A 16,941-nucleotide genomic window follows, 5' to 3' on the forward strand; every position below is an offset into this window, starting at 1 on the left:
CCAGCAGACCATGTGTCCTGTCGTGTGACGAGCGGCCGAAGGAACGGCAGACCGTGTCGTCTGTCGTGGGTGGAAGCGCGGGTCGGGGTTGTCGGAGTGATCGATGCTCGTCGGCCGATCAGCGAACGAGCCGGGCGAAGAGGCGCACGAGTTCGTCGGCGGGGCGCCGGGTGAGGCCGGCGTGGACGGGACCCGGCTGGATCACGGTGCTGCGCGGTGCGGACAGCCATCGGAACCGCTCGCCGAGACTGGCCGGTGACGTGGGGTCATCCAGATCGGACCAGCACGGTGCGACATAGGCGTTCGCCGCTGCCGTGATCTCGTCGACGTCGGCGCCGGGATCCAGCGCGACCAGCCGGTCCGCGTCGACCTCCACGGCCGCGTCGAGATAATCCCGTTGCTGGCAGTAGACGATGACCCCGGCGTTGATGAACTCGCCTCGCTCCAGCCGCGGCACCACCCGCAGCACCACGTACTCGAAGGGATAGCGGCCGTTCACCGATACTCCTCGCTGGGAAGCCACGCCGATGCGTTCCGCAACCGCAAGGTCAGGTAGTCCACGTACCGGGCCCGGACAGCTTCCGCACCCGCGGTGCCGGGCACTTCCGGCAGCCAGCCGGTCGGCACCAGGTCCATGACCTCTGCCAGCAATTCCGCGGTGACGCGCGGCGCCAGCCGTTCATGGGCCGCGGCGACCTGGCCGGCGAAGGGCGCCAGAACGTGGTCGTCCACCGGATACGGGCGCTTCGCGAACGCCTCTGCGTCCGGCCAGCCGTGGTGGAAGACCAGTGACGCTCCGTGATCGATGGCCCACAGCTCGCCGTGCCACAGCAGCAGGTTCGGGTTGCGCCAGCTGCGGTCGACGTTCACGGTCAGGGCGTCGAGCCAAAGAACCGGTGCGGCGACGTCGGACGGCGGCCGTCGACCGCGGCCGTCGTACCCCAGCGCCCGCGGAAGAAAGTCGACGCCCAGGTTGAGACCGGTGCTCGCCAGCATCAGCTGCTGGACGTCCGGATCGGGTTCGCGCCGGCCGATCGCCTCGTCGAGGTCGACCAGAACCAGCGCGGGCACCCGGATGTCCAGCCTGCGCGCGAGCTCGCCGACGACGATCTCCGCCACGAGGGCAGACGTACCCTGGCCGGCACCGGTGAATTTCACCACGTACGTGCCCAGGTCATCCGTCTCGATCAGCCCCGGTAACGAACCGCCTTCGCGTAGCGGCTGCACATACCGGACAGCCCGGACGACGGGTAGTGTGGTGTCCGCTGTAGCCATCTTGGTCACGGAACAAGACGCTACGGCACGCACAGTTCTTCCAGCCCTGGTGGGAACGACCACATCGACGGCCATAGGCTGGATGACGTCGGCCCTACCAGGGTCGTGATGGTCCGACATCCGACGACAAACGAGGTCTGCGGTGCCAACCGGCAAGGTCAAGTGGTATGACACGGAGAAGGGTTTCGGCTTTCTCTCCAAGGACGAGGGCGGCGACGTCTTCGTGCACTCCTCGGTGCTGCCGAGCGGAGTGAGCGCGCTGAAGCCAGGGCAACGGGTGGAGTTCGGTGTGGCCGCAGGTAAGCGTGGCGAGCAGGCGCTGTCCGTGCGCGTGCTCGACCCGCCACCGTCGGTGTCGGCAGCGGTCCGGAAGAAGCCGGACGAGATGGTCACGATCGTCGAGGATCTCATCAAACTGCTCGACGGTCTGTCCAACAGTTACCGCCGTGGACGCCATCCGGACCAGAAGTCCGCACGCAAGGTGGCGGCCGTGCTGCGGCGCGTGGCAGACGACCTCGAGCTCTGAACAGACGCGGTCAGTCGTCACCCTGGCGTGGTTGGGGTTGTGGTTGCGGTGGCGTGGCCGGCGGAGGATACGGCGGCCCGTGCTGCTCCTGTACCGACTGCGGTTTGACCTGCACGGCCCAGAACAGCGTCAACGCGACGAACGCCGCCGTGACCCCCATGCCCAGCGCCGGGACCAACGGCAACATGATTCCCACACCGCCGCCCAGCACCCAGGAGAGCTGGAGCGACGTCTCGGAGCGCGCAAAGGCGTTGGAACGTGTGCGGTCGGGCACGTCGCGCTGAATGATCGCATCCAGCGACAGCCGCCCGAGCTGTTGCCCGAAGCCGGCCATCAGGCCGGCGAGCATCACCGTGATCAGGTTCCACCAGATCGCCGTGGTGACCGCGACCGCCGTCGCCACGATGCCAAGCGTGATGATCGTCGCGTCCGGGCTGCGGGAGCGCGCCAGCGCGCCGAGTGACGTCCCACCGGCGCTGCCGACCCAGGCTGCCGCGGCGACCACGCCGAGCAGCACCATGCCGTTCAGACCGCCGACCGGCTCCTCACGCAGCGCGAAGGCGAAGAACATCGTCAAGAATCCGGAGAAGAACCGGAGGCCGACGTTGCCGCGCAGCGCCCGCACCACCTTGCCGCCGACGCGGAACCGACGGCCGGCCTTCTTCATCTTCAGCTGCTGCTCCCGCGCCGCGGCCGCCTCCGAATCCACCTTCTTCGTCAGCAACACGGCGAAGACAGTGGTGCCGATGTAGGCCAGGAATGCCGCCCGGAGTGGCCAATCGTCGCCGATCTGCGCCAGGGCGAGGCCGATCGGCGCGCCGACGGCGGTCCCGAATGTCGCCGCGAGTTGCAGCCGCGAATTCGCCGCGACCAGTGTGATGCCCTCCGGTAGCAGCCGCGGCACGGCAGCCGCCCGGGTGACGGCGTACGCCTTCTGCCCGACCAGGATCCCGAGCGCCGCCGGATACAGCCACAGCCCCTCGTCCAGGACGGCATCCGCCGCGACCCAGGCGAGAAAGCCGCGCGTCGCCGCCGTGACCCCCATCGCCCATCGCCGGCCATGCGCGTACCGGTCCAGGAACGGCCCGATCAGCGGGGCCACCACGGCGAACGGAGCCATCGTCAGGGCCAGGTACAGCGCGAGATTGCCGCGGGCGTCGTCGGACGGTACGGAGAAGAACAGCGTTCCGGCCAGGGCGACCATCACCAGCCCGTCGGCGAACGCGCTGAAGGCATTGAGCTCGATCAGCCGCGACAACCCGGTCTGGCCCGCACCCTTGGCTTCGGCCGCACGGTGCAGCCGCCCGGCGCCCGCACGAGTGACGCGGGCGGTGCCGGACGCCGCACGCTTCGCCGCGCGCGCCGATGTGCCGGCCACCCTTCGGGCACGCGAGCCGGCCGGATCGACCGTGCTGGGACGGCCGAGCTCGGGCCGGGTCGAACGTTCGGCATCGGGCGGTGGTGGCACCGGTCCTGGTCGCCGGCGGCGATGCTCGTCGTCATCGGTGCTCCGATGAGGCGGGGGTGGGACGTCGGACACGTGGCCATCCAATCGCATCTTTGGTCGGAGCGCGGTTACCGGTTACGGCGTATGTCTGAGATAATTGTCGCTCGTGAGTCGAGTCGCTAGTCGTCACCGTTCCCCGAAGCCGGACGCCGTCCTCATCGGCGCCGTCGATGTCGCCCGCGTGAGCGCCATCGAGACAGGTGGTGAGGATGCGGTCGGTGATCATATCGGCCATGAGGCCGAAGGCGACCGGGTCGTCACCCACCACTTCGCCTGCCTGCTGCCGGGCTACGTCGGATGGCGTTGGGCGGTGACGCTGACGCGCGCCTCACGTTCCAAGCAGGTGACCGTCAACGAATGCGTCCTCCTTCCCGGTTCCGACGCTGTCCTCGCGCCTGCGTGGGTGCCGTGGGAAGACCGTATCTCCCCGGACGATCTCGGCCCGGGGGACCTGCTGCCGGTCTCCGACGACGATCCGCGCCTCGACCCGGGTTACACATCCAGCGCCGATCAGCACGTGATCGACGTGCTGGAGGAGCTCGGGCTGGGCAAGGAATGGGTGCTGTCCCGAGAAGGCCGGGACGACGCCGCACAGCGATGGTATGAGGGCGACGCGGGCCCGCACACCGAGACGGCCAAGGCGGCACCTGGCCGGTGCGGGACGTGCGGCTTCGCCGTCGCGCTGAGCGGTTCGCTCGGCCAGGGTTTCAGCGTCTGCACGAACGAGCGGACCCCGTTCGACGGAAAGGTGGTCAGTCATGACCACGGATGCGGCGGGCATAGCGACGTCCGGCTGCCCAGCCCGTCGAGCGAGGCCCCGGACCACGTGGTTGACACGCTCTCGTATGAGTTGGTTCCGCTGGAATCGTGAAGCGGCTGCCCGGTGCGGCTCCGGCACCGTCGAGAACGGCCGATTGACTGCCGATTACTGGGCGGCGATGAAGTCATCGAGCCAGTACGGGAAGTCCAGCAGGTCGGCGAAGACGACATCCGCGCCGGCTTCTCGCAAGGCGACCGCGTCGTGTCCACCGGTGGTGACGCCCACGGCGCACGCACCGGCGGAGCGGGCACCGATCATGTCCCCGGGATGGTCACCGACGTGAGCCGCCGCGCCGTACTGGCGTAGCGCGTCGCCTTTCGTCTCGGCGAATCGTTCACCGACGACGTCGGCGACCTCGATACCGACATGTTCCAAGACCTGCCGGACCGCTGAGGCGATCTTGGCGCTGATGACGATCGCCCGCCCGCCGCGACGGGTGACGGCGTCCACTGCCTCGAACGCACCGGGCAGCGGTTTGGACGCCGGCACACCGAGATTCGGGTACACCTCTCGATATATCTCGATCGCGCGCGGAATCGACTCCGGCGGGACGAAATGCGCCATGGTGTCCGGGAGCGGAAGGCCGATCAACGGCCGCAACTCGGCTGGATCGACGGCTACGCCGACCTGTCGCGTCGCCTCCAGAAACGAGGCCGTGATGCCGTCGGCGGAGTCGACGAGGGTGAGATCCAGGTCGAACCCGACGACAACGCTCGTGTCTTCTGGTCGCGCTCCGCTCATGTCTTCTGGTCGCGCTCCGCTCCTCGCTTGCTGCGCGGGCGGCTGCGCTCGTTCCTCGCTACGCCGACCACTCCGCTCGCTCGTCGCGTCGCCGCTCATGTGATCACTGTACGTGGCGGATGTGACAGCCATGTGGCCCACCCGGGCATCGGCGACATTTCGCGCGAACGCCGTCTCGGGTGGCGAGATGGGCTTCGGCGAGTGAACAGGCGTCGGTGGCCCGCGCGGTGATGCTCGCGTCACTCACCGTCAGAAAATGTCGGCGTGCCGGTCACGTATTGTGACATTGACGCACAGAGCTGTCATGCATGGTTAACCTCGGCCGTGACATCATGGCCGATGCCAATCGTCCGTTCGGGCCATTGCTTTCTAGATGCCGATTCATGATCATGGGAACATGACCTCTCAGTTTGCCGATGAGAGCGGCATGAGCTTTTCTCGACCCGCCACACTCGCACGGCGCAAGCCCGGGCAGACACCGCTGCCGAAGATCGCTCCCGAGACGCTGGCGGCCGATGCGCGCGCCCGGCGTGAGGTGGCCGACCGCACCGGTGAGGTGCTGGATCGCTTGCGCCGGTTGTAGCGGCGCCGACCTTTCCCACGCCAGAGCTCTGTGCTCCGTCAGCTGAGGATTCGCTCGGCGCCGGTGTGCCTGCCGTGCCAGTCGTCAGCCGCGCGTCGAATCCCATACTGTAGATCTGATGACCAGGACGAGGTCGGGTCCACGCAGCCTGGCTGACGATCTCCGGGCCCGCACTGACGAAGAGTTGGCGGCGCTGCTGCGTATCCGCCCTGATCTGGTTGTACCCGTGCCGGTCGACATCGCCCAGCTCGCTTCCAGGGCGGCGACCCGTTCCTCGGCGGTGCGCGTGCTCGACCGGCTTGACCGGTTCACGCTGAGCGTCGTCGATGCGTTGATCGTGCTGGGGGATCCGGCGACACCCAAGGCGGTACGGGAGCTGTTGTCAGCGCCGAAGACAGCAGTGGACTCGGCATTGGCGGCGTTGCGTGAGCGCGCTCTGACCTGGGGCACGCAGAAGTCCATCCACCTCGTGCGGGTGGTGGCCGAGATCGTCGGACCGCATCCGGCCGGCCTCGGGCCGTCGGCACACCAGCTGCTGCTCGGCCTTCCGCCCGCCCGGCTGGCGACGATCGTCCGTGACCTGGGCCTGCAAGTCTCGGGTGACCACGCATCCAACGCCGAGACGGCGGCCGCTCACCTGGCAGCGGCGGACACCGTGCAGGGGCTCCTCGACGACGTCGGGCCGGAGGCGGTGTCGGCGCTTCGCGCGCTGTCGGAGGGACCGCCGACGGGCCGGATCGACGACGCCCGACGCGCCGTCGATCGGTCGACCGCCCGGACGCCGATCGACCGCCTGCTCGCGGCGGGCCTGCTCATCCCTGTCGACGATACCTCGGTGGTGCTCCCGCGGGAAGTGGGTGTGTATCTGCGCGGAGGTGTTCTCGACCCGTCGGTCCGGACCGAGCCGCCGCAGCCGGAGATGACCGGACGCGATCCGGATCGGGTCGATCGGGCCGCGGCCGCCGGCGCGTTCAACGTGGTGCGTCAGGTGGAGACGTTGCTCGACGCATGGTCGCTGCGGCCGCCTCCGGTGCTACGGACCGGAGGGTTGTCCGTTCGCGACCTGCGCCGACTCCCGGAGTTGCTGGACACGGACGAGACCGGCGCCGCCCTCGTCGCCGAAGTCGCGTACGTAGCCGGACTGATCGCGGTCAGCGAGGGCGAGGACGCTACCTGGACGCCCACGCCGGAGTATGACGCCTGGCAGCGGGAGAGCGTCGCCGACCGGTGGGTGACCTTGGTGCGCGGATGGCTGGAGACCAGCCGTACCGCCGGCCTGGTCGGCAGCCGGGATGAGCGTGACAAACCGGTGCCCGCCCTGGGCGGTGAGATCGATCGTCCGCTCACCCCCGAGGTCAAGCGGACCACTCTGGACGTGCTCGCCGGCCTGCCCGCCGGTGCAGCGGTCGATGTGGAGGGACTCGTAGCCGCGATCCGCTGGCGCCGGCCGCGGCGTGGTGGGCAGCTCCGGGACGACATCGTGCGCTGGACCATGCGCGAGGCGGAGCTTCTCGGCGTCACCGGGATGGGCGCGCTGGCCGGCCACATGCGTCCGCTGCTGGCCGAGGACACGGACGAGGCCCGTACCAGGCTCGCCGGGCTGCTGCCGGAACCACTCGATCACCTGCTTCTCCAGGCCGACCTCACCGCGGTCGTCCCGGGACCGCTCCAGTCCGAACTGGCCCGCGAGCTGAACCTGCTCTCGGATGTGGAGAGCAGGGGCGGTGCCACCGTGCACCGCTTCACCGAAGAGTCCGTCCGGCGTGCATTGGACGCCGGCCGCACGGCCGATGACATCCATCGCTTTCTGGAATCCGTCTCCCGGACTCCCGTACCGCAACCCTTGACGTACCTCGTCGACGACGTCGCGAGGCGACATGGGGTGCTTCGGGTCGGCGCGGCGTCGTCGTTCATCCGCAGCGACGACCATGCCTTGCTCAGCGAAATCGTCGCCGCTCCGCAGGCGTCGGCGCTGGGGTTGCGGCGGCTGGCGCCGACGGTTCTCGTTTCCTCGCTGGACGGCGTGACGGTGCTGGAACGGCTGCGACAGCTCGGATTCGCGCCGACGCCGGAGAGCGCGGACGGGTCGGTGGTGGTCTCTCGTGTCGAGCCCAGACGGGCATTCGGGCGGCCCGCGCCGCAGCCGACTCTGGCGGATCGCCCCACGCCTACGGATGCGGTCCTGAGCGCGGCCGTTCGTGCTCTGCGGGCCGGAGACCGCTCGTCGTCGGTCCGTCCGGCCGATGTCGTGCCCGGCAGGCTGGGCCGCACCGCTTCGGCGCAGACGCTCGCCGATCTCCGTCGTGCCTTGGAGGATGGCTCCACCATCTGGATCGGCTACGTGGACCATCATGGTGCGACCAGCGAACGGGTGGTCGATCCGGTACGGCTCGAAGGTGGCTGGCTCGCCGCCTTCGACCACCGCAGCAGTGAGATCCGTTCGTTCGCCGTCCATCGCATCAGCGGGGTCGCTGCCGTCGACGCCTGACGCCGCGGTGGCCCGGTGCGTCTCAGCACACCACGTCGATGGACTGCGCGCCGTCGCTCTCGTCCGGCTCGTCGCCGGTGCTGCCCGGTGCGCCGTCGCCGTGTCCGTCGTCGTCCTCCCCATGTGTGACGGCCTCGTGGGTGGAATCGGACGACGGCTCGCCGGAGGGCTCCAGCGACTCTTGCACGAAGTCCCGGATGAGCTCGTAGTCCGGGTTGGTGTAGTCGACGAGTTCGTCGGTGAACGGCAGACTGCGGATCTCCGCCTCCTGGATGCGCTCGCCCAGCTCGGCGAAGTCGTCCAGCCGCTGCCGCGGGATGTCAGTGGTGAAGTTGTCCCGGACGGCGCGTTCGAGGTTCAGATACCGCATGAGCAGCGTCGACGGGTTGACCTGTGCAGTGATCGCGCCGATCATGCAGCGCTGCCGCCGCATCCGCTCGTAATCGTCGTTGATGGGTGCCGGGCCACACCTGGCGCGGGCGAACCACAGCGCCTGGTCGCCGTCCAGCCGCTGCTGTTCTCCCGCGCGGATCCAGTCTCGTGGCTGGGTGCACGTGCCCCAATTCGTGGCCTGCGTGCCCATCGGGATGTCATACGGGACGTCGATGACGACGCCGCCGAGCGCGTCGACGATGGCCTGGAACCCGTCGAGGTTCACCATGGCGTAATAGTCGATCTCCAGTCCCAGTGTCTCGCCGACGACGAGTTTCACGGCCGCGGCACCGGGATCGTCGTAGTCCGAGAAATAGTCCGGGAACTGATCCGGCACGTGGCGATAGACCGAGGAGAGCCAGTATTCCGACGCGGGTGCGCCGTGGAATCCGTTCGGGTAGGCGTCCCGCAGTTCTCCCTCCGGGAACGGTGCGTACTGGAGGTTGCGCGGGAGGGAGAACAGCGCCGTGTCGCCGCTCTGCGTGTCGATGCTGGCGACCATGATCGTGTCCGTGCGCACTCCGTCGCGGTCCGCTCCGGCATCGGAACCGAGGAGCAGTACATTGACCCTGCCCCGGTCGGCCCACGGATCGTCGTCGGTCTGCTCTTCCCCCGCCGGCGCGGCGTCGCTGCCGCCGGGATGCTGAACCTCCCCGTCGTGCTCCTGCTCCTGCGCTTGGTTCTGCTCTTCGTCCGGAAAGACACTCTCGATGAAATCGCGTTGGGTGAACGCGTAGTGCGAACCGATCCCCAGCGGGATGAGCACGGTGGAGGTGACGATGGTCACCATGAGCGCGGCGAGCAGCCGGCGCGGCCCGGACAACCCTTTCGGCTCGAGCGCGCGCAAGCTGGCCGCCGCGATGACGAGCCACCCGGCGGCGACCACGATGAGGCCGTAACCGATCGCGTTGACCCGATCGGTATCGGTGCCGAGCTTGACCAGGCCGGTGTTCCCGGCCCGGTACAGGTAGACCGCCGCGGCCCCGGCACCGATCAGGAACGCACCGAGCAGGACCCATCCGAGCCGCCGCCGTCCGGCCGCGATCAGACCGGCACCGGGAAACAGCGCACCGACAGCAGAAAGGCCCAGGAAACGCCGGTATCCGATAGCGCGTCCTGAGCCCGCCGATGGCCGCTCGCCTTCCGTCGAACGGGGATGTTCGCTCGACGTGTGCGGCGGGCGGTCGGAAGGAGACATCGTGTGATCATTCTGCCGGACCGAACCGACGGAACCTAGAGATTAGTGGCACACGCAACACATAGTCGGTGCGGCGCCGCCGGCTACCGGGCCGGGCGCTCGTCATTCGCGGATTGTGGTTTTGACGCCGCTCGGTAGGACAATGGCGGACGTGACTGACGGACCGCTGATCGTGCAGAGCGACAAGACCCTGCTCCTCGAGGTCGACCATGACCAGGCAGAAGCGTGCCGACGGGCGATCGCGCCATTCGCCGAGCTGGAGCGGGCTCCCGAGCACGTCCATACATATCGACTTACCCCGTTGGGCCTGTGGAACGCTCGGGCCGCCGGCCACGACGCCGAGCAGGTGGTCGACACTCTGATGACCTACTCGCGGTATCCGGTGCCGCACGCGATGCTGGTGGACGTCGCGGAGACGATGGCCCGATACGGGCGGCTCCGGTTGGAGACGCACCCTGCGCTCGGCCTCGTCCTGCACAGCACGGACCGGCCCGTGCTTGAGGAGGTGCTGCGCTCGAAGCGGGTGAAACCGCTGGTGGGTGCCCGGGTGGACGACGACACCGTCACGGTCCACCCGTCCGAGCGCGGCAACCTCAAACAGGTACTGGTGAAGCTGGGCTGGCCGGCGGAGGACCTGGCCGGATACGTGGACGGGGAAGCACACCAGATCGCCCTGGACGAGACCGGCTGGTCGCTCCGGCCGTATCAGCGCGACGCCGCCGAAGGTTTCTGGCACGGAGGCTCCGGCGTCGTCGTTCTGCCCTGCGGGGCCGGCAAGACGCTGGTCGGTGCGGCCGCGATGGCCCACGCCCAGGCGACGACGCTGATCCTGGTGACGAACACCGTGGCGGCGCGGCAGTGGCGCGATGAACTGATCCGCCGCACCAGCCTGACCGAGGACGAGATCGGCGAGTACTCCGGATCGAAGAAGGAGATCCGTCCGATCACCATCGCCACGTACCAGGTGATGACCAACCGCCGGAAGGGTGCGTACACCCATCTGGAGCTGTTCGAGGCGCGCGACTGGGGTCTGATCGTCTACGACGAGGTGCATCTGTTGCCCGCGCCGATCTTCCGGATGACCGCGAACCTGCAGGCGCGGCGGAGGCTCGGGCTGACGGCGACATTGGTGCGCGAGGACGGACGGGAGGACGACGTCTTCACCCTGATCGGGCCGAAGCGGTACGACGCGCCGTGGAAGGAGATCGAGAACCAGGGGTACATCGCGCCTGCTGACTGTGTCGAGGTGCGGGTGACGATGCCGGACGGAGAGCGGCTCGCCTACGCGACCGCGGAGGCCGACGAGCGCTACCGGCTCGCCTCCAGCACCGAGATCAAGACCAGGGTGGTGGAGCAGCTGGTGAAGCGGCACGAGGGTGACCCCACGCTGGTCATCGGCCAGTACATCGACCAGCTGGACGAGCTGGCCGAACGGCTCGGCGCCCCGGTCGTGAAGGGGGAGACGACGGTGCGTGAGCGGCAGCGGCTGTTCGACGCGTTCCGGACGGGCGAGCTCAACGTGTTGGTGGTCAGCAAGGTTGCCAACTTCTCGATCGACCTGCCGGAAGCGAGTGTCGCGGTTCAGGTGTCCGGCACGTTCGGTTCCCGGCAGGAGGAGGCGCAGCGGCTCGGGCGGCTGCTGCGGCCGAAGGCGGATGGCCGTACGGCGCGCTTCTACTCGGTGGTGGCCCGGGACACGGTAGATCAGGAGTACGCGCAGCACCGGCAACGGTTCCTGGCCGAGCAGGGGTACGCGTACCACATCGCGGACGCGGAGGACATCCTGTACGGCGAGGAACCGGCCTGAGCGTCGCGTCGACCATCGGCTGCCGGCTGCCTGCTGTCGATGGTCGGCTGTCGAGGTTGTGGCCGTTCGCCGGCCGGCGTCAGCGCAGCGGTTCCGGGAGCGGCTGCGCGTGCACGATGGTCAGTGACGACACGGCTCGAGTCAGCACCACGTACAGGCGGCGCAGACCGTGCGCCTCGGCGTCGACGATGCGGGCGGGCTCGGCGACGATGACGTGGTCGTACTCCAGACCCTTGGCGAGCGTGGCCGGTACCAGGGTGAGCGGCGCATCGTCCTCGAGCTGTCCGAATGCGATACCCGCCGCGTGCAGTGCGCGTCCGACGTGCTCGGCCATGTCGTCCGCGACGATCACGCCGACCGATCCGACCCTGCCGGAGACCTCGCGGACGAGGGACGAGAGTTCATCGTGGAAGTCGCGCCCGGCCGAGACGATCTCGAGCAGACCGGGATTGGAACGGACCGGTTCGGGAGGCTCGACCCCGGCGGCGACGGACGGCAGCAGCCGGGAGGCGAACTCCACCACGGCGGCCGGCACTCGATAACCCTTGCGCAGTACCTCCAGGTGCGCGTCTCGGTGCCCCAGATGCTCCAACGCATCGGACCAGGTTGGCGTGGCCCACGGCGTCGTGCCTTGCGCGATGTCGCCGAGCACGGTCACGGAGGAGCCGGCCGCGCGCCGGCCGACGGCCCGTAGCTGCATCGGTGAGAGATCCTGGGCTTCGTCGAGCACCACGTGGCCGACGCCGCTGAACCGCTCGATGATGCTTCGTGCCTCGTCGACGAGGACCGCGTCCGCCTCCGTCCAGGGCGCCGACTTGACTCCGCGCGCAGTTTTCGCCCACCGGATCAGGCGCTGCTCTTCCGGGCTGAATACGCCGTCGGCGGCCACCGCGAGCAGCTCGGGGTCGCTGAGCAGCCGCATGACGACCTTGACCGGGTCGAGCGCCGGCCACAACGCCTCCACGTATGTCTTCATCGGACGCGACCGGGCCACCGCGTTCTGGACCCGATCGTCGGTGATCTCGCCCGACGCCTCCATCCGCAGCAGGATCCGGTGGGCTAGCCGCTGTGGCAGCAGTGCTCGCGCGGTGGCGTAACCGTCGCCGCGCTTCCGGAGCACCTCGATCGCGTCCCGCACCTCATGCACGGGAACCCGCCAGGTGCGGGTGCCACGCGGGACAAGCAGTGTCTCGGTGGGTTCGCCGACGTTCGCCCACACGGCGCGGTGGATCACCTGTGCCATCCGCGAGTCGCCTTTGAGGGCGGCGGCCGCCGGCGCGTCGGAACCGCGGATCGGGACCGTCTCGACCAGTTCGGCGATCGTCAGCTGCCGGACGTCGACCTCGCCGAGAGTCGGCAACACCTGGCCGATGTAGTGCAGGAACGCACGGTTCGGCCCGATCACCAGGACGCCGTTGCGGGACAACCGGTTGCGGTAGGTGTGCAGCAGGTAAGCGGCTCGGTGCAGTCCGACGGCCGTCTTGCCGGTGCCCGGTGCTCCCTGGACGCACACCGACCGGTCGAGCTCCAGGCGGACGACGTCGTCCTGCTCGGGCTGGATGGTGGCGACGATGTCCCGCATCGGTCCGACGCGGGGACGTTCGATCTCTTCGGTCAGGATCTGACTGGTCTTGTCCGCCTCGTCCGCGTCCTGCAGGTGTTCGTCTTCGTACGACGTCAGCTCACCGTCGGCGAACCCGAACCTGCGACGCAGCGTGAGCCCGCACGGATCCTTCCGGGTGGCTTGGTAGAAGGCGCGTGAGACGTCAGCCCGCCAATCGATCACCACGGGGTCGCCGGCGTCGTCCATCACGTGCCGGCGGCCGATGTAGAACATCTCGCCATGCTGTTCGGGGTGGTCGTCGATGGAGGGCGCGGCGGTCAGCCGGTCGATGCGGCCGAAGAAGAGCGGAAGAGACGGGTCGTCTTCCAGAGCCTTCGCGCGGCGGTGTAGAGACGCCTTCAGATACTCGGTGGAGACATGGTCGCCACCCTGCGCCTTCAACGAAAGCGTATGTTCTCGCATACGACGGAGATCCGCACGGGCGCGACGCATGTAGTCGCGCTCGGCGATGAGGACCTCTTCTGGAGAATGCGCAGCGGACACGGGCGGAAACCTCCAAGGGCTCGGCGGAAGATCGTACGTTTCCGACGGCCCGGTGATCCGGTCCGGTCGCGAAGAGCATGAAACGCTAGAGCACGCGCCTGGTGCGTGTCAAATCACCCGCAGCTCAGGTATCCACCGTGGGGCGTGTGCGCATACCGAGCGGGGTGCCGTCACCGCGGGCACGCGAGTGACGTCTACCCAGCCGGCGCGTCCAAGTTCAAGATGGCACGGCGCACCGACGACTCGTGCCTGCCGGTGTGGCGATTCGTGGTCGGACTGGCGACGTCGCCTATCTCGAACCCGATCGCTTCGGCGAACCTCGCCCCGGCGGGCCACACATCCACGACGGGGGCGGTGACTTGCTTGAACCCGAACTCCCTGGCCTCGGCCAGAAGCACCTGGGCAACCGCCTTGGCGACCCCGGCCCGGCGATGTGAGGGAGCGATGAGGAAGGTCCCGACGGCACACGAGCGCGGGTCCGGATAGCGCGCGACCACGTCGATCAGTCCGACGATCCGTTCGTCGTCGCGCAGTGTGAACAGATGCTTGTCGTCGAGGCTCGCGCCCTCCGGCAGCGAGTAGAACAGGCTCTGGACGTCGCCTGGGCCGGAAGGTCCTCCCGTCGTCGCTTCGAACCAGTCGTCGCACTCGGCGAACAATGCGAGCAGGCCCGGCTCGTCGTCGGGCTCGATCTGCTCCCGGAGCGTCAACCTGCCAAGCGCGGTCTGCACGGTCCAGATCATGTTCCGACGTTAGCCGAGATGTGCCCGGGATGGGCCGGGGGTCCTGCCATGCCGGCCCACCCCGGAGCTGTCGGCCGCGTCAGGCCGTCTTGGTGATCGCGATGCGGCGCGGCGCCGTGCCGGCGTAGACGTCGGCGACCGTGACCGTGAGGACACCCGCGTCATAGCCGGCGCTCACCTTCTCCGGATCGGCAGCGACGGGCAGCACGACGGAGCGCTGGAAGCTCCCGTAGCGGACTTCGCGAAGACGGTAGCCGTCCCGCTCCTCGTCGCGGGAATCCTTGCGCTCTCCGCGGACGATGAGCCTGCGGCCCTGGACCTCGACGGTCACGTCCTCTTCCGGGTCTACGCCGGGGAGGTCGAACCGTGCGACCAAGTCGTCGCCGTTCCGATGTACGTCGGCGGACGGCGTGAAGGCGCCGGCGTCGGCGGGGGCGTTCCAGAAGGTCTGGAACAGGCGGTCGACATCGGCCAAGGGCCTGAGCGTGAGTGTGGTCGTCATGATGTCTCCTTCTCTGTTCTGCCTGGTGGTGCCAGGTTCACTCGGTATAACTTGAGCGCGGGCGACTCAATTCCGGATGGCTGTTCACCGGTGGCGATCAACCTACCATGCCACAGCGATGGTTAGCGAGCGTTTGCGCCTGTCTAGGTGGACTAGAAGGTTATGGCCCACGTGTGCGCCGCTACAATCAGCTATACCGCTCACCGTGGCCGAGTAAGATAGATATGGAGGGCATGATTCCATGCGTGTGGGTATATATATGGACGGACGGTTACAATCTCTACTATGCGGGGCGCCGCCACTGCGGGCGAGGCAAGCCTGGATGGCGATGGCTAGACATCCGGAGTCTGGCCAAGGTGCTCGTCGCCGAACAGTCCGCCTTATGGCCGGAGGCGACCGTCGAGAGAGTCGTGTACTGCACGGCACGCATGGACGGGGAGTCCAATCCAGGTGGTGCCCTGGATCAGGACATCTATATCAGTGCGTTGTTGGATCACGGTGCCGTCGACCACGTCGAGTTCGGCGCGTACATCAGGAAGCTCGTCACGCGGCCGCTGGCGACATCGAACAGCCGACGACGGCCCGTCCTCGTCCAGCCGGGCTGGCCGATCATGGTCCACGACGGTGGGCAGCCGGTGGTGACGGCTACCTTCATGGCGTCGGTCGCGACCTGGGAAGAGAAGGGCTCCGACGTGAACGTGGCGTCGCACCTGCTGGTGGACGTGCTCGACAATGTTGTCGACGCAGCCGTCGTGATCAGTAATGACAGCGATCTGCGGTGGCCTGTGCAAGAGGCGCGTCGGCGCGTGCCGGTCGGAACCGTCAATCCCGGCAGCGGCTATACAGCCGGCGCACTGTCCGGTGCTCCTGATGCAGGCGTGGGAGGACATTGGTGGAGGAGTCTGGCCGCGGGCGACTTCACTGATCACCAGATGCCGCACGACGTTGGGAGGTTGGCGAAACCATCAGGCTGGTGACCCTGCGGGCCGTGAGCCCGCGCGAATTTGCGTCGGCGCCGCCTAGGGGTACCATGAATATACCCGCCCGGCCCCTTCTGGGGGCCGGGCTTACTTTTTCCTGAACCTGACGGCAGGCCTCACGCAGCGGCGGAGTAGTCGCCCAGCCACGGTGAGAAGCCGTCGTCGATTTCCTGCCATCGGGTGTCGCCGGCGTTGAACTCGGCATTAGTCAGCAGGCAGCGGTGGAAGGCGCGGCGGAGCCGGCGTCGCTCGTCGCCGGTTCCGGTGATGACGAGGCGGGTGCTCGGTTCGATGTCACCCCACGGGCCGCCGTCTCCGATCGCGAGCTGGCCGCCGGCGCCGTCCCAGACGCATAACGTGTCGGGACGGGTGGGCAGCCAGAAGCGCCCGCGGGCACGGATCCGGCCCGCACCGAGTTCCTCGATCGACTCCATGAGCCGGCGGGGGTGGAAGGGGCGGGGCGACTGCAGGTCGAGCGTCCAGACACCGTCGACAAGCCCGGCCGAGAGACTCGGCGCGACGTGACGCGGATCCATCCGGCGTGCGGATCGATGGGGATCGTGGTGGTGGCCGAATACCTCGGCGACGGCGAGCTCATCGACTCCGCTCCAGCGAAGGGCATCGCGGCTGCGTAGCTGCTCCAACAGCGCTGAACTGCGCGCATCCGGCTCGGCGGAATCGGTGGAGATGACGATGTCGGCATACTCGAGCTGGTGGGCGAGCGCCTCGCCCACCGCGCGCTGGTCGTCGCCGGACATGCCCTGGCCCCGTTCGCCGAGCAAGTCCTCGCCGAGGACGTCGTTCTCCAGCGTGGAGAGATCGACGACCGAGATGACGCTGGCGACGCGGATGTCTCCTTCGACGGCCGCAAGTGCCTCTGCCACGGCGATGGGCTCGGCGCCCACCGGCAACGCGAGCACGGCGGCGCGCCAGCGCTCGAGCTCGGATAGCCGCATCAAGGTGGGGATGACGTCCTCACGCAGGGCGCAGTTGAGGCAGACGTGCTCGAGGTGGATCTCGTCGGATTCGAGGACGCCGCTCGTGTCCGAGATGGTCCGCAGGATCCCGTGCGGCTTCATGACGTAGCTCAGCACGACGGTGCCCGGGGCGTCGAGCGCGATCGTGAATGCCGTGGAATCGCGGAGAACTGGGTCAACGGTCGACAGGATGGTCAACGGCAGTGGTGCAGGCACAGCGCCTCGGTTCTAGTCTCGACGTACATTAATGAGAAC

15 protein-coding genes are annotated in these 16,941 nt (G+C 68.2%); 6 read left to right on the forward strand and 9 right to left on the reverse strand.

The features are described from left to right. Positions 1–118: 118 nt before the first annotated feature. Together G1H10_RS02140 and G1H10_RS02145 are read right to left on the reverse strand one after the other, a co-directional pair. Complete coding sequence (locus tag G1H10_RS02140) at positions 119–499, reverse strand: DUF3037 domain-containing protein (RefSeq protein ID WP_163731888.1); 381 nt, start codon at positions 497–499, stop codon at positions 119–121. Continuing rightward, positions 496–1,275 (reverse strand): HipA family kinase, encoded by a 780-nt coding sequence (locus G1H10_RS02145; protein ID WP_163732151.1) that lies wholly within the window; start codon positions 1,273–1,275, stop codon positions 496–498. Before G1H10_RS02145 ends, G1H10_RS02140 begins: the two co-directional genes overlap by 4 nt. A 142-nt stretch (positions 1,276–1,417) precedes the next feature. Between G1H10_RS02145 and G1H10_RS34920 the strand changes: the two genes are divergently transcribed. Continuing rightward, on the forward strand, positions 1,418–1,801 hold the full coding sequence (locus tag G1H10_RS34920) for a cold-shock protein (RefSeq protein ID WP_163731891.1): 384 nt from the start codon (positions 1,418–1,420) through the stop codon (positions 1,799–1,801). 10 nt (positions 1,802–1,811) lie between these two features. On the opposite strand, the gene G1H10_RS02155 is transcribed toward G1H10_RS34920, so the two are convergent. Further along, complete coding sequence (locus G1H10_RS02155; protein WP_216852809.1) at positions 1,812–3,269, reverse strand: MFS transporter; 1,458 nt, start codon at positions 3,267–3,269, stop codon at positions 1,812–1,814. A 145-nt stretch (positions 3,270–3,414) separates the two neighbouring features. On the opposite strand from G1H10_RS02155, the gene G1H10_RS02160 reads away from it, so the two are divergent. Next, positions 3,415–4,179, forward strand: a complete 765-nt coding sequence (locus G1H10_RS02160) for a DUF3027 domain-containing protein (protein WP_163731897.1) — start codon at positions 3,415–3,417, stop codon at positions 4,177–4,179. 54 nt (positions 4,180–4,233) lie between these two features. Here G1H10_RS02160 and G1H10_RS02165 read toward each other — a convergent pair whose 3' ends face one another. Beyond that, positions 4,234–4,869, reverse strand: coding sequence for an HAD family hydrolase (locus G1H10_RS02165; protein ID WP_163731901.1), 636 nt, complete (start codon positions 4,867–4,869; stop codon positions 4,234–4,236). Positions 4,870–5,266: 397 nt separating this feature from the next. On the opposite strand from G1H10_RS02165, the gene G1H10_RS02170 reads away from it, so the two are divergent. Beyond that, complete coding sequence (locus G1H10_RS02170) at positions 5,267–5,452, forward strand: hypothetical protein (RefSeq protein ID WP_163731903.1); 186 nt, start codon at positions 5,267–5,269, stop codon at positions 5,450–5,452. A 118-nt stretch (positions 5,453–5,570) separates the two neighbouring features. Further along, complete coding sequence (locus tag G1H10_RS02175; RefSeq protein ID WP_163731906.1) at positions 5,571–7,940, forward strand: helicase C-terminal domain-containing protein; 2,370 nt, start codon at positions 5,571–5,573, stop codon at positions 7,938–7,940. A 22-nt stretch (positions 7,941–7,962) separates the two neighbouring features. Here G1H10_RS02175 and G1H10_RS02180 read toward each other — a convergent pair whose 3' ends face one another. Further along, positions 7,963–9,570: an LCP family protein gene (locus G1H10_RS02180; protein ID WP_163731909.1), complete on the reverse strand. Its 1,608-nt coding sequence runs from the start codon at positions 9,568–9,570 to the stop codon at positions 7,963–7,965. Between the two features lie 142 nt (positions 9,571–9,712). Between G1H10_RS02180 and G1H10_RS02185 the strand changes: the two genes are divergently transcribed. Beyond that, complete coding sequence (locus G1H10_RS02185; RefSeq protein ID WP_163731912.1) at positions 9,713–11,377, forward strand: DNA repair helicase XPB; 1,665 nt, start codon at positions 9,713–9,715, stop codon at positions 11,375–11,377. Positions 11,378–11,456: 79 nt separating this feature from the next. On the opposite strand, the gene G1H10_RS02190 is transcribed toward G1H10_RS02185, so the two are convergent. The 3 genes from G1H10_RS02190 to G1H10_RS02200 all read right to left on the reverse strand — a co-directional run bounded on the left by G1H10_RS02190 (position 11,457) and on the right by G1H10_RS02200 (position 14,729). Then, positions 11,457–13,484, reverse strand: a complete 2,028-nt coding sequence (locus G1H10_RS02190) for a HelD family protein (RefSeq protein ID WP_216852811.1) — start codon at positions 13,482–13,484, stop codon at positions 11,457–11,459. A 194-nt stretch (positions 13,485–13,678) separates the two neighbouring features. Further along, the gene (locus G1H10_RS02195) at positions 13,679–14,227 is read right to left on the reverse strand and encodes a GNAT family N-acetyltransferase (protein WP_163731915.1); all 549 of its coding nucleotides are present in this window, start codon (positions 14,225–14,227) and stop codon (positions 13,679–13,681) included. A gap of 79 nt (positions 14,228–14,306) precedes the next feature. Next, complete coding sequence (locus G1H10_RS02200; protein WP_163731917.1) at positions 14,307–14,729, reverse strand: Hsp20/alpha crystallin family protein; 423 nt, start codon at positions 14,727–14,729, stop codon at positions 14,307–14,309. A gap of 356 nt (positions 14,730–15,085) precedes the next feature. Here G1H10_RS02200 and G1H10_RS02205 point away from each other — a divergent pair, with 356 nt between their 5' ends. Continuing rightward, a complete protein-coding gene (locus G1H10_RS02205; RefSeq protein ID WP_376778531.1) occupies positions 15,086–15,706 on the forward strand; it encodes a PIN domain-containing protein in 621 nt (206 codons plus the stop codon). Between the two features lie 119 nt (positions 15,707–15,825). Here the strand turns inward: G1H10_RS02205 and G1H10_RS02210 are convergent, their stop codons facing one another. Then, positions 15,826–16,902 carry a CobW family GTP-binding protein gene (locus tag G1H10_RS02210; RefSeq protein WP_163731923.1) on the reverse strand — a complete coding sequence of 359 codons (1,077 nt, stop codon included), beginning with the start codon at positions 16,900–16,902 and terminating at the stop codon, positions 15,826–15,828. Positions 16,903–16,941 lie beyond the last annotated feature (39 nt).

The sequence above is a fragment of the Phytoactinopolyspora halotolerans genome, assembly GCF_010550675.1.
GTDB lineage: Bacteria > Actinomycetota > Actinomycetes > Jiangellales > Jiangellaceae > Phytoactinopolyspora > Phytoactinopolyspora halotolerans.